The sequence below is a fragment of the uncultured Parvibaculum sp. genome (genome assembly GCF_963975745.1).
Classification (GTDB): Bacteria; Pseudomonadota; Alphaproteobacteria; order Parvibaculales; family Parvibaculaceae; genus Parvibaculum.
In genome coordinates this window covers 165348-178225 of record NZ_CAXBIB010000003.1, presented here as the reverse complement: position 1 = coordinate 178225, position 12878 = coordinate 165348, and the positions used below count along the sequence as shown (strand labels likewise).

The 12878-nt window shown below is 64.5% G+C and carries 11 protein-coding genes and 1 tRNA gene; 8 read left to right on the top strand and 4 right to left on the bottom strand.

Going from position 1 to position 12878, the window contains the following annotated elements; genetic code table 11:
- Positions 1–11: 11 nt before the first annotated feature.
- A complete protein-coding gene (locus tag AAC071_RS03910; RefSeq protein ID WP_339830222.1) occupies positions 12–1307 on the bottom strand; it encodes an acyl-CoA dehydrogenase family protein in 1296 nt (431 codons plus the stop codon).
- 343 nt (positions 1308–1650) lie between these two features.
- Here AAC071_RS03910 and AAC071_RS03905 point away from each other — a divergent pair, with 343 nt between their 5' ends.
- The 6 genes from AAC071_RS03905 (at position 1651) to AAC071_RS03880 (ending at position 8765) form a co-directional block, all read left to right on the top strand.
- Positions 1651–4662, top strand: coding sequence for a helicase-related protein (locus AAC071_RS03905; RefSeq protein WP_339830220.1), 3012 nt, complete (start codon positions 1651–1653; stop codon positions 4660–4662).
- Positions 4663–4668: 6 nt separating this feature from the next.
- Positions 4669–5064, top strand: coding sequence for an RNA-binding S4 domain-containing protein (locus AAC071_RS03900; protein WP_339830218.1), 396 nt, complete (start codon positions 4669–4671; stop codon positions 5062–5064).
- A gap of 55 nt (positions 5065–5119) precedes the next feature.
- Complete coding sequence (locus AAC071_RS03895; RefSeq protein ID WP_339830217.1) at positions 5120–5599, top strand: TerB family tellurite resistance protein; 480 nt, start codon at positions 5120–5122, stop codon at positions 5597–5599.
- A 37-nt stretch (positions 5600–5636) separates the two neighbouring features.
- A complete protein-coding gene (fdxA, locus tag AAC071_RS03890) occupies positions 5637–5975 on the top strand; it encodes a ferredoxin FdxA (protein WP_339830215.1) in 339 nt (112 codons plus the stop codon).
- Between the two features lie 601 nt (positions 5976–6576).
- The gene (locus AAC071_RS03885; RefSeq protein ID WP_339830213.1) at positions 6577–7656 is read left to right on the top strand and encodes a CarD family transcriptional regulator; all 1080 of its coding nucleotides are present in this window, start codon (positions 6577–6579) and stop codon (positions 7654–7656) included.
- Between the two features lie 212 nt (positions 7657–7868).
- Positions 7869–8765: an RNA polymerase factor sigma-32 gene (locus tag AAC071_RS03880; protein ID WP_339830211.1), complete on the top strand. Its 897-nt coding sequence runs from the start codon at positions 7869–7871 to the stop codon at positions 8763–8765.
- An 8-nt stretch (positions 8766–8773) separates the two neighbouring features.
- Here the strand turns inward: AAC071_RS03880 and AAC071_RS03875 are convergent, their stop codons facing one another.
- Entirely contained in the window at positions 8774–10261 is a 1488-nt protein-coding gene (locus tag AAC071_RS03875; RefSeq protein WP_339830209.1) for a M48 family metalloprotease, read from the bottom strand.
- The gene (locus AAC071_RS03870; protein ID WP_339830207.1) at positions 10258–11115 is read right to left on the bottom strand and encodes a thermonuclease family protein; all 858 of its coding nucleotides are present in this window, start codon (positions 11113–11115) and stop codon (positions 10258–10260) included. The genes AAC071_RS03875 and AAC071_RS03870 overlap by 4 nt, the downstream gene beginning before the upstream one ends.
- 165 nt (positions 11116–11280) lie before the next feature.
- On the opposite strand from AAC071_RS03870, the gene AAC071_RS03865 reads away from it, so the two are divergent.
- Together AAC071_RS03865 and AAC071_RS03860 are read left to right on the top strand one after the other, a co-directional pair.
- Positions 11281–11357, top strand: a tRNA-Arg gene (locus AAC071_RS03865).
- A gap of 60 nt (positions 11358–11417) precedes the next feature.
- A complete protein-coding gene (locus AAC071_RS03860; RefSeq protein WP_339830205.1) occupies positions 11418–12389 on the top strand; it encodes a glycosyltransferase family 9 protein in 972 nt (323 codons plus the stop codon).
- On the opposite strand, the gene AAC071_RS03855 is transcribed toward AAC071_RS03860, so the two are convergent.
- Entirely contained in the window at positions 12371–12781 is a 411-nt protein-coding gene (locus AAC071_RS03855) for a DUF6165 family protein (protein WP_339830203.1), read from the bottom strand. The two genes, AAC071_RS03860 and AAC071_RS03855, sit on opposite strands and share 19 nt — an antisense overlap.
- Positions 12782–12878: the final 97 nt, after the last annotated feature.

Sequence of the window (12878 nt, the reverse complement as noted above, 5' to 3'; positions counted from 1 at the left end):
CGAAAATGCGCCTATTCGGCGGCCTTCTTCTGGCGTTCGCTGGCCCCGATGAAGCCGAAGAGATGTCCGCCCACTTTGCGCATCTGGATTTCCTCCGAGCCTTCGGTGATGCGATAGCGCCGGTGATGACGATAGATGTGCTCAAATGGCTTGTGCCGCGAGTAACCCATACCACCATGCACCTGGATCGCGAGGTCGGCCGCCTGACAGACGAGCCGGTTCGCGCGGTAGTTGCACATCGACACCTTGTCCGACAGATGCCGTGCGACGTCCTTCTTCGACATCTGGTCCATCTGCCACGCGGTCTTGTAGACGAGATTGCGGATCATCTCGCATTCGGTATGCGCTTCGATCAGCGGAAACTGGATTGCCTGGTTGGCGGCAAGCGGCTTGCCGAACGGCTTGCGCTGCTTGGCATATTTGACGCTTTCATTGATGCAGAACTGTGCCGCACCCACACCGGACGCGGCCTGCCGGATACGGTTCTCGTGCACGAAATGCTGCGCAAGCTCGAGGCCCCTCTCCGGATCGCCGAGAATGGCATCTTCCGGCACCCAGACATTCGTGAACGAAACGCGCGGGTGGTCGGTCGGCATGTTGAAGGTCCAGAGATATTCCTCGATCTTGACCCCGGGTGTCTCCGTCGGAACGATGAAACAGGTGATGCCGAGCGGGTCGCCATCCTGGCCGCTGGTGCGCGCGAACACGAAATCATGCGTCGCGACATGCATGCCTGTGTTCCACATCTTCATTCCGTTGATGACCCAGCCGTCCTTGCCGTCGCGTTTCTCGCGGCGGCCGCGCGTCTCCATCCATGTGGCATCCGAACCGTGTTCGGGCTCGGTCAGGCCGAAAGCGACACGCACGGACCCATCGAGCGAACCCGGAATGAAGACCTTCTTCTGGTCTTCCGTACCGAAATCGCGAAACATCAACACGGTCGGAAAATTGCCGACGATCGAGTTCTCGTTCTGCAGGTCGTTGTGAAGACCGAGTCCCTTGGCAGCCAGATGCTCGCGGATTACCGCCATGCCGAGATTGGTGCCGTCCTTCCCGCCATATTCCTTCGGCAGGGCGTAGCGCAGATGTCCGGCCTTGTCGGCGCGCTTCCGCATCTCTCCGAGCAGTTCTTCCCAGTCATGGCGCGGCAAGCCCTGATTGTCCCAATCGGTGCGTGCATGCTCACGGCGATGGTCGAAAAAGCGCTCATTGTCGTCCTGCGCCTGCAGTGGCTTGATTTCCTTTTCGATGAAATCGTCGAGCACACTGAGATAGTCGATGATTTCCTTGGGGATCGTGAAATCCATATCGTCCTCCCGGATGTCGTCAGCCTCTGACGGGCCTGATGCAAATGTCGATAGGCGCCACTATAGACCGCGGTCCAGTATCGGAAAGGGTCTGCAAATCCGGCATGGAGGCACCGCCGCCCGGACGCTGCGGAAGGTCCCGGAATTTTTTCCTGTTAACGTTTTGTCTGCCTAAACCATTATCGGAACACAACATTTAGCCGTGAACGAAGACGGAAGATTGAACGGTCAGCGATTCGGACCCGGTTCGTTCGCCCAATATTCCTGCAATTAACACGGGCAGCGTTAATGACATCTCGCCCTTGTCAGATGAGCGTTTTGCCCCGAAGGTGCGCCCCGAAACATGAGTATCCCGCCCACCCCAGTATCCGGCCACCACGCCCGCGACGGCCTCGCTGAACGCCGCCGCATAACCGCGGTGCTGGGCCCGACAAACACCGGCAAGACCCATCTCGCCATCGAACGGATGATGGCGCATCAAACAGGCATGATCGGTCTGCCCCTGCGTCTGCTGGCGCGCGAGGTCTATGACCGCGTGGCCGGGGTGAAGGGCGCCCGCCATGTGGCTTTGATCACCGGCGAAGAAAAGATACTGCCGCCCACAGCCCGCTATTTCATCTGCACCGTCGAGGCGATGCCGCTCGACCGGCCGGTTGAATTTCTGGCCGTCGACGAAATCCAGCTCGCCGCCGACCGGGAACGCGGCCACACCTTCACCGATCGCCTGCTGCGCGCACGTGGACTTTCCGAGACCATGATGCTCGGCTCGGAAACCGTTCGCGGCTTGATCCAGAAATTGCTGCCGGAGACCCGGTTCATCGTCCGGCCTCGCTTCTCCGAGCTGTCCTGGACAGGCGCAAAGAAGCTGACACGATTGCCGCGCCGATCGGCGATCGTCGCCTTTTCGGCCGACAGGGTCTATGCCATCGCGGAATTGGTCCGGCGTCAGCGTGGTGGCGCGGCCGTCGTGATGGGGGCGCTCTCGCCACGCACGCGCAACGCCCAGGTCGCGCTCTATCAGTCGGGCGAAGTCGATTTTCTGGTTGCAACCGATGCCATCGGCATGGGCCTCAACATGGATGTCGACCATGTCGCCTTTGCGGCAACCCAGAAATTCGACGGTCATCAGCATCGCGCGCTGCATGTGGCCGAGCTGGCACAGATCGCCGGTCGGGCCGGCCGGCACATGAATAACGGCACCTTTGGCGTAACCGGCGACACGCCGCCGCTCGACGACGAGATCGTTTCCCGCATCGAGGATCACCGGTTCGAACCGGCGCGATACCTGCAATGGCGCAATCCGCATCCCGATTTCTCGAGCATTGCGGCGCTGTTGCAGAGCCTTGATCGGCCGCCCGACCGGCCTGGCCTGGCACGCGCGCCCGTTGCCGACGATCTCGAAGCGCTGACGCGCATGGCTCGCAACCCCGACATTCAGGCGTCGGCGAGGTCGTCCGCGGCCATTAAGCGTCTCTGGGAGGTGGCCCAGCTTCCCGACTTCCGCAAGACGCTGGCAAGCGAGCATGCCGAACTGCTGACACGCCTCTATCTCTTCCTTATGGAACCTTCCGGCCATGGCCGGGCGCACATCCCTGACGACTGGCTGGCACGCCAGATCGAGCGTCTGGATCGCGCCGATGGCGAGATCGATACCCTGGCCGCCCGTATCGCCCATATCCGCACATGGACCTATGTGGCGAACCGTCCGGACTGGCTTCACGATCCTTCTCATTGGCAGGAGCGCGCGCGTGCGGTAGAGGATAGGCTGTCGGACGCATTGCACGAGCGGTTGACGCAGCGTTTCATCGACCGGCGCACCAGTGTGCTGATGAAGCGTCTGCGCCAGAACGAGGATCTAATGGCGGTTGTTAACAGCAACGGCGAGGTATTGGTGGAAGGCGAATATGTCGGCCGCCTTCAGGGGTTTGTCTTCGTTCCCGATCCGCGGGCCGACGACGATCAGGGTCGCGTGTTGCGCGCAGCCGCCGATCAGGCGCTGGCAAGCGAGATTGCGGGGCGCGCGCAACGACTGGCGACAGCCCCGGATGCGGATATTTCTTTGTCCGATCACGGACGGATCAACTGGGCGGGTCACCCCGTAGCCGAGCTGAAGCCCGGCGCGGAGCCGCTGAAGCCGCGTGCAGCATTGATCGCGGGCGACGAACTCAACGGCCCGGCCCGCGAGGCCGTCCAGGCACGACTCGATGGCTGGATCGCCATGCATATCGCAAACGTGCTGGCGCCGCTGATAGCCCTGCGCGACGCGTCTGATGTCGAAGGTCTCGCGCGCGGGGTCGCTTTTCGTCTGATCGAAAATCTAGGTGCGCTGCGGCGCGAGGTGGTGGCTGAGGATATTCGCACGCTTGACCAGGCGGCGCGTGGCCAGTTACGGAAGCATGGCGTCCGGTTTGGCGCTCACTCGATTTTCATGCCGGCATTGCTGAAGCCGGCACCGGCCCGCCTGTTGATGATGCTCTGGGCGCTGACACGTACGGATGTCGACGATGCGTTCGCCGGCCTGCCGCAGCCGCCCGCACCGGGACTGACCTCGATCCCGGCGGATCCGGCAGCGCCGCAGGGCTTTTATGAAGCGCTGGGCTTTCGTGTTTGCGGCGGTCGCGCGGTTCGACTCGATATGCTGGAGCGCATTGCCGATCTGATCCGGCCGGTCATCGCCGCCCGGACATACAATGGCGGATTTGTCATCACGCCCGACATGATGTCGCTGGTCGGCTGTTCGGGCGAGGAGTTCGCGGGCCTGCTTCAGGGGCTGGGTTATCGCGTACAGCGTGAAACCATCGTTCCGCGTCCGTCGGGCAGCGAAGCATCTGCCGCATCGAATGCAGAGCCGGACAGCGCAGCGTCGCCGCAAACGACAGCGGAGGCGGCGCTCGCGGCGATCGTCGACGCAATCGCGGCACCTGTCGCCGACGCACCGGCCGAAACGGACTCAGCCGAAGCTGTCCCCGCCACACCGGCAGCGCAGGATCACACCGGCGCAGCCGAGACCGCCGGGCCGGCGGAACCGGTCGCACCCGCGGCTGCGGTCGAACTTGAAATCTGGCGGCCGGTCCGCCGCAGGCCGGAAGGAAAGCCGGCGCGACGGCGCAAACCGAACAAGGCCAGGACCGTGACGGCCGAGACGGGCGAGACGGCCGAAAAGTCCGGCGATGCGCGCGGCGAGCGCCACAGGAAGCCCAAGCGCAAGCCGGACGACCGGGGCGAGCGTCACATCAAGGGAGGTCGTTCCGACGGCGGCTACCGCGAACCGCGCAAACCGCGCGAACGCGAGCCGGATCCCGATTCGCCCTTTGCTGCGCTGGCGGTGCTCAAAGAGCGCGCCGGCGGCAACTGATCTCCCATGGAAGACGCCGCGGGCCAGCCCGGCCAGCGCATCGACCGCTGGCTCTGGTGCGCACGCTTCGCCAGGAGCCGTTCGATAGCAGTCGCTCTTGTTCAGAGCGGCCGGATGCGGGTCAATGGCGCGCGAATCTCGAAGGCGAGCCGAAATGTGCGCCCCGGCGATGTTCTCACATTTCCCCTTGGAGCCCATATCAGGATCATTGAAGTCGTAGCGCTTGGATTGCGGCGAGGTCCGGCCCCGGAGGCCGCCACGCTCTACCGGGACCTCGAACCGCCACCGGCGCCGGGTACGGCGACAACGCCAGTTGAGCCGGCCGGCGGACGCCGGTCCGGGGCCGGGCGGCCGACAAAAAGGGACCGGCGCAGGACGGACGCTCTGAGGCAAACGCATTAAATACATAAACGTAATGTAATTGAATTGTTCTACCGGTTCGTGTAGGTGAAATATCATGCTCGCCGCGATCAGATCATTCCTTCTTGGCGCGCCCGAAGGCGCCGCTCCCCGTTTCGACGACCTGCAGGTTGCCGTGGTGGCGCTGCTCATCCGCGCCGCGACGACGGATTCGGATTTCAGCGAGGATGAACGCCGCGCCATCCGGAGTATCGCTACCGACACATTTGGCCTCGCACCGTCGGAGATCGACGAACTGGTGGCGGCGGCCGAGAGCGAGGAAGCCAGGACACTCGACCTGCACAAATGGGCGCAGGAAATAAAGCGCGGCTACAACGAGGCCGAGCGCATAAACCTCATCGAGAAGATGTGGGAGATCGTCTATGCCGATGGCCTCCTTGACGACTACGAAGCCAATCTGTTGCGGCGTGTCGCAGGCCTGATATACGTTCCCGACCGCGAATCCGGCGAGGCGCGGCAACGTGTTCTTGCGCGACTCGGATCGCCGGACCGGCCCGCCCGCCCCCCGGAAACCTGAAAGGACCGCGCGAAAGTCCGCGCGAACGGAGACTGCGATGACCTATATCGTGACCGAAGCCTGCATACGCTGCAAATACATGGACTGCGTCGAGGTCTGCCCCGTGGACTGTTTCTACGAGGGCGAGAATATGCTGGTCATCCATCCCGACGAATGCATCGATTGCGGCGTGTGCGAGCCGGAATGCCCGGCCGAGGCGATCAAGCCGGATACCGAGCCGGGGCTTGAGAAATGGCTCGAACTCAATACCGAATATGCCTCGAAATGGCCGAATATCACGATCAAGCGCGAGCCGCCGGCCGATGCCGATGAATGGCAGGGCGTCGAAGGCAAGTTCGACGAGCATTTCAGCCCTGAACCTGGCGAGGGCGACTGACCGCGCCGGGATTTCTATCCCGGTTTGACAGGAGGCTGACCGGTCCCCGGACAGCAAGGTCGGCCATCGGCAGGCGCGACAAGGGCCATTTACCGCGGAAACCTGCACCAATCAGGTGGGGCGGCAGCCTATCTCCCTGTGTTAACTGTCCTTTTGCCCCGCCCTCCTTCCAAGAGGGGGGTTTTTGTGTTATATATCCCACAGTTAGATGCTGCGAATACGGATGCGAGACGGACCTCGGCGGCGCAGCCTTGCGTTGAAGATGCCGGGATTGACTTGCACTTCGTCACCTCGCGCCGCTTTTCAGCCTTGGAAAGGCGGGGCGGCGGGTAGGCAGATGGCCGACGGCATGCCGTTCGGCTGCGCTGGGCCTGCTGGCGGGAAAAGGTGTCATCCACAGGCGTCGGCTGCTGCGTTTGGCGGTCGAGAGTCAGGCCGAAAACCTCTTTCGGCCTGAGGTGTCTGACGGCCTCCTTACGGAGACCTGGCGCGTCCTGGATGAAGGTCGTCGACCGTAGCGCATCGATATTGAAGGTCCGGCGGGGAGACATCGTGTCTCCGGTCCGGCCCCGGTTATGAAAGGCTGGGTATAGGAAAGGCCATGGCGAGCAAAGTGACGAAATCCTCGAAGTCCGCGAAGACCACCAAGTCGAAACCGACGGCCAAGGTCACGGCCAAGGCTGCAACCGCCAGGACCAAGGCGACCAAGGCGAAGGCCAAAGCCAAAGCCAAACCCGCGGCAGCGAAGAAGCCCGCCGCCAAGACAAAACCGGCCGCGACGAAGAAGCCGGCTGCGAAAACGGCCAAGCCGGCCGCCGCCAAGCAGAAGGCCAAGGCCGCGCCCGCCAAGGCGCCGGCGAAGAAGGCTGCGCCCGCCAAGGCGCCGGCGAAGAAGGCTGCGCCAAAGGCGAAGGCGGCAAAGCCCGAACCCGCCAAGGCGCCGCCGCCGCGCAAGGCGCCGCCCAAGCTCGCCAACGCGGCCAGCAAGCTGATGGAAGCGGCCAAGGGCCGCGCCGAAAAGGCCCGCAAGGCCGAAGCAGCCGAACGCGAAGCCAGCGCCAAGCGCGCCAAGGCCGAAGCGGCGGCCAGGCCTGCCAAGGTCGAGGCGCCGAAGGAACCGGCGAAACCGGCCGCGCCGCGCGCCAACTTCAAGGCCAAGGAATATGTCGTCTATCCGGCGCATGGCGTCGGCCAGATCCTCGAGATCGAGGAGAAGGAAGTGGCCGGCCACAAGCTCGAGCTCTTCGTCATCAACTTCGACAAGGAAAAGATGACGCTGCGCGTACCGACCAACAAGGCGGGCGCCGTCGGCATGCGCAAGCTTTCCGACACCGGCGTCGTCGACTCCGCGCTGGAGACGCTGCGCGGCCGCGCCCGCATCAAGCGCACCATGTGGAGCCGCCGCGCGCAGGAATACGAAGCGAAGATCAACTCCGGCGATCTGATCTCGATCGCCGAGGTGGTTCGCGATCTCTATCGCTCCGAACGTCAGCCCGAGCAGTCCTATTCCGAGCGTCAGCTTTACGAAGCCGCGCTCGACCGCATGGCGCGGGAAGTGGCGGCCGTCGAACGCATCGGCGAGGACGCGGCGATCGAACGCGTCGAGCAGGCCCTTCAGGGCACGCCACGCGGCGGCGGCGACAAGACGCCCAAGGAAGGCGAAGCCAGCGAAGCAGCCTGATCCTTCGACACAAATCTGTCGAAAAGGCCCGGCTTCGCGCCGGGCCTTTTTGCATTGAAAGGGGCCTGCCCCTTTCTGGCCATGAAATGACGCTACAAAACACCATCGAGTGCATCCGGCGATGATCCGGAACCACGGACGGATCGTAGCAAGGTTGCTGACCGAAACTTCGGACACGCGCAAGCGTGCCGCGGCACGGAGGAGTGACTGACATGGCCCATACAGACACACCCGAAACGCAGCGCGCCAACCGCCGCTTCATGCGGAATGCGATGACCGTTCCGCTGCTCGACCGGGAAACCGAATTTGAACTCGCGCGACGCTGGCGCGAGAACGGCGATGAACAGGCGCTGCACCAGTTGACCTGCGCCTATATGCGTCTCGTCATTTCGATCGCCACGCGCTTCCGCAATTACGGTCTGCCCTATGGCGACCTCGTTCAGGAAGGCAATGTCGGCCTGATGCAGGCGGCCGCCCGCTTCGAACCCGAACGCGACGTGCGCTTCTCGACCTATGCCACATGGTGGATCCGCGCCGCCATTCAGGACTACATCCTGCGCAACTGGTCGATCGTGCGCACCGGCACCACCGCGGCCCACAAATCGCTCTTCTTCAATCTGCGCCGCCTGCGCGCCATGATCGACGGCGGCACGCGCCAGACACTGCGTCAGCAGGACCGGATTTTCATCGCCGAGCGTCTCGGCGTCGGCGTCGGCGACGTCGAGACCATGGATGCCAGGCTGATGGCGGGCGACCGTTCGCTCAATGCCACCTTGTCCGATGAAGGGGCCGAAGACGGCGGCGCCGAATGGCAGGACATGCTGACCTGCGACCGGCCGCAACCGGACGAAGAAGTGATGGAGCGGCACGACGACGCGTACCGCTCGCGCTGGATCGCCGAAGCTCTGTCGGAACTCAACGAACGCGAGCTTCTGATCATCCGCGAACGGCGCTTGCGCGACGATGCGCAAACGCTCGAAACGCTGGGCACGCAACTCGGCATCTCGAAGGAGCGCGTCCGGCAGATCGAGCATCTGGCGCTGAAGAAGATGCGCACCGCCCTGCTGAACAAGGTCCCCGATCCCGAAGCCGCCGGCCTTCTGGGCTGAGGCGATCCCTATTCGGTGACGAGCTTGACGCGCGTACCCGCACGCGGTTCTTCACCCGCGGCAAGGCCGTTGAGCACCCGGAAGCGCTCGGCCGGAAAATCCGAATAGACCATGCGACGGCCGAGCGAGGCCGCGCTGTCGCCCGGCCGCACCGTGACGATGCGCAGCCGCAGCGGCCTGACGGCCGCCGCCTCGGCTTTCGAGATCCGGCGAAAACTCATCACAAGTTCCTGCAGCGCAGCGTCGTGGCGCGTGCCCGTCTGCGGCAGCGTTCCCGTCAGAAAGCGGTAGACGCGGTCGGGCGCAAATTCGATCGCCACCAGCCGCGCCCGATAGTCGCCAATCCGCGTCGTGGCGGTCGCCGCATTCATGCCATTGACCTTGAAAAGCTGCAGCCCGGCAAGCTGTACGCCCCTGCCCCATTGCTCGGTCAGATAGCGGCCGATATCGAGACCGGGGTTCTTTGCCTCGGCATTGAATTTCGCCAGCGTCTTCTCCGGCCCTTCGACGAGCACTTCCGCCGGCCCATTGGTGATGACGAAACCACGCGGCGCCTTGAAGGCAAAGCCGAGCTTCGGATGCACGAAGTCGCGGTCGCGCACAACGCCCTGCGCCGGGCTGTCGCCATAGAGCATCCCATCCAGCGCCTTGAGATAGGCATCGCGATTGCGGGCACCCTGGCCGGGCACCGCACCGGTCTCGCGCGCATGGTTCCGTGCGGCATCGACGCGCTGGGCGCTGGCCGGATGGCTCGCCAGCCAGCCGCTGCGCGTCGCGTCATGCGGCAGGTTGCGAAGTCGTGCCTGAAGCGCATCATGCGCGCCCAGCGATGTCAGGAAGTCGGCCGCCGCGTAGGGATCGTATCCTGCCGCCGCCAGGTAGCGCACGCCCAGCATGTCGGACTCGAATTCCTGGTCGCGTGAATAGCTGGCGAGGAAACCCCGCCCGCCAAGTGCAATGGCCTGGCTCGCCGCCTGGCTACCGATCACCGCGCCGAGCACCGCGCCGACGACCGACGTGCCCATCGCCGCCGTCTGGCGCTGCGCGGCGTGGCGTGCCGCAACATGCCCGAGCTCGTGGCCGATGACGCCGGCAAGCTCCGCCTCGTCATTGGCAAGTGCCACCAGACCGCGCGTGACATAGACATAGCCGCCCGGCAGCGCCATGGCGTTGACGACCGGACTGTCGAGAAGCGTCACGCGATAGGGCGCGTCGGGCGCGTTGGTGACCCGCGCCATGCGCATCGTGATCTCGGCGACATAACCGCCGAGTTCCTGATCCGGATAGGCGCCACCAAAGGCTTCGAGAATCTTCGGATGTGCTTCGGCGCCGATCCGCGCTTCCTGTTCGACGGAGACCAGCGGTGCGACCTGACGCTGCCCGGTTGCCGGATTGGTCGCGCAGGCCGCGACGGAAAGAATCAGCACCGCAAGCAGCGGCACCACAAATGCCGGACGTGCCGTCCCTTCGTCCCGCCCCCTCGTCCCGTTGGTCATGATCCGTTGTCCAGAAATTCGATCTGCTCGGGATGCGTCAGGGTGATTTCAGGACCGTTGTAGCGGCCGAGCCATCCGCGAACCCGCACCCGCCGGTCCGCGAGACCCGCAAGGCCGCCCGCCGCATCAAGCAACGGCGCCCAGACCGGATCGTCGTCGAAAAGCCTAGCGTCCCCCGGCGCCACTGTCACGGTGAAGTCGGTGCGCCAGTCGTCGCCGAAATTGAGATAGAGACGGCCGCGGACACGCGCAGCCGAAACCACCCGGCCCTCGACCAGTTCGAACCGGCCGTGAAGCCGCGCGAGCGCCGTCGCATCGGACGCATCGCGGATCGCGTAGAAGGGATCGGCCCAGATGCCGCGCGCAGCCTGTCGGGCGTCGCGCTCGGCAGCCAGCAGTTCGGTCGCACAGGCCCGATTGTCGCGGAACGTGTAGACCCGCGCCAGACCGAGCCGCAGCATTTCATGCTGCAGCCAGACCTCCCTGCCATCGGCATCGGTGACAAAGAGATGGGCGAGGATGCGGCCATGCCGGTCCGCGCGGCGGCCGCCATGGCGCAGCGTGACGCGCGCGCCGCGCGCCAGATCGGAGAGGGTGGCGCGCGCAACCTCGGCCAGCGGCCAGGCTTCGAAACCGGCGCGTCCGAGCGGCAGCTTCGGCGCCTGGATGCCGGTGAAGCGAACCTGCCGGCCATTGTCGAGCACCAGCGTGTCGCCATCGACGATCTCGACCGCGCGCGCCTCGGCGCCCGTCTCCAGTTCGCAAGCCGCCTCTGCCGCCGGCAGGACGAACAGCAAGGCACCGAGAAGCGTGGCGGCGAACCGGAAGCGGCGGCCGACGGCGAGAATCTGCATCAAAAACCCCCGTTCCCCCGAAGCCCCGGCCCCGGCTATCTAGGCGCAAAGCGGCGGGCAGGTAAAGGGCGCCCACCAGACGATTGCAGCGCCGCCGGTGCTGACGTAGGTTGCGCGACGCGGGGGTTGCGGCTGCCCGTGCCTCTGCCTGCATCCTCTCGATGTGGCCCCGTAGCTCAGCTGGATAGAGCATCAGATTCCTAATCTGAGGGTCGTGCGTTCGAATCGCGCCGGGGTCACCATCCTTCCTGCCGGCGATGGGCCGCCGTCCGAACCGCCGAATGAGAGAAGACCGGAGACCGATGCCAACCGCCGCCTTCCCCGCCGACGCCCGACGTATCCTGATCATCAAGCACGGCGCCTTCGGCGACGTGATCCAGGCCGAAGGCGCATTGCGCGACATTCGCGCCAACCATCCGGACGCGCATATCGCGGTGTTGACCATGCCGGCCTATCGCGGATTGCTGGCGCGCTCGCCCTTCATCGACGAGGTGATCGTCGATCCGCGCGCGCCGCGCTGGCGCCTCGATGCGATGTGGCGCCTGCGGCGGCAGTTGCGCGCCCGGAACTTCGACATGATCTACGACCTGCAGAATTCCGCGCGCACCGCCTTCTATTATCGCTGGATGCTGAACGACCGCCGCTGGTCGGGAACAGCGAAGGGATGCAGCCATCCGCACCGCGCGAAGGACCCGAAGAAGATCCGCACCCTCGACCGGCTGGCCGGCCAACTCGCCGATGCCGGCCTGACGATCGAACACACACCGACACCCGATGTCTCGTGGCTGGCCGACGACGTGACGGCACTGCTCGAAAAGGCCGGCGCACGCAAACCCTATATCGTGCTGGTGCCGGGTTGTTCGGCGCGTCATCCCGAAAAGCGCTGGCCCCATTACGACAGGCTGGCCGAGGCGCTGATCGCCGACGGCCATCAGGTGGTGCTGGCACCGGGCCCCGACGAAATGGAACTGGCGAAGACCATTCCCGGCATCAAGCTGACCGACACGCATGGGCTGCTGAGCTGGTACGAACTGGCCGGCGTCTTCCGGAACGCCGCCTTCGTCGTCGGCAACGATACCGGTCCGAGCCATCTTGCTTCGCATATCGGCGCGCCGGGACTTGCCCTGTTCGGTTCCTATTCGCCGGCCGAGCGCACCGGCATCGCGCGCGCGAATTTCGGCGTCATCGAGGTCGGGGAGCTTGCGGCACTGCCCGTCGAACGCGTGCTCGCCGAAGTGAAGCGGGGCCTAAGCGCTCACTCGAATTCGGTATAGGATTTTTCCTCGACGATCGACGAGCCGGTCAGAAGGTTGATTTCCTTCTTCAGCGCCGCGCGCTTGTCGTTCTGCTTGTAGACCGAACGCGCCAACTCGATGAATGTCGCGCCGAAATCGCGATCGGCCTCGCATTGGCGGATGTCGTCCTCGATCACCCAGAGCGCCTCATTGACGGCCTTGAGATCGGCTTCGAGCCGCCTGAGTTCAGCGCTGTCGGCGAGATTTTCGCCCCGCGCCTTCTCCAGAACGTCGAGCTCGTGACGCACATTGGCGAGCTTGGCCGGATCGCTCATGCGTTCGGACTTGATTCGCAGAATGGTGATCTTGTCGATCAGTTCGCCGGGACCGACTTCGATCAGGACGGGTCTGGCATCTTGAGGCTGCGGCATGAATCGCTCCGGCAACGGTCGAACAAGGGTTCCGCTCCCTATAGCCCAAAGCGCTTGCCGCTGTCATCCGTTCGTCGCACCGCCGGCAGTTGCCAAT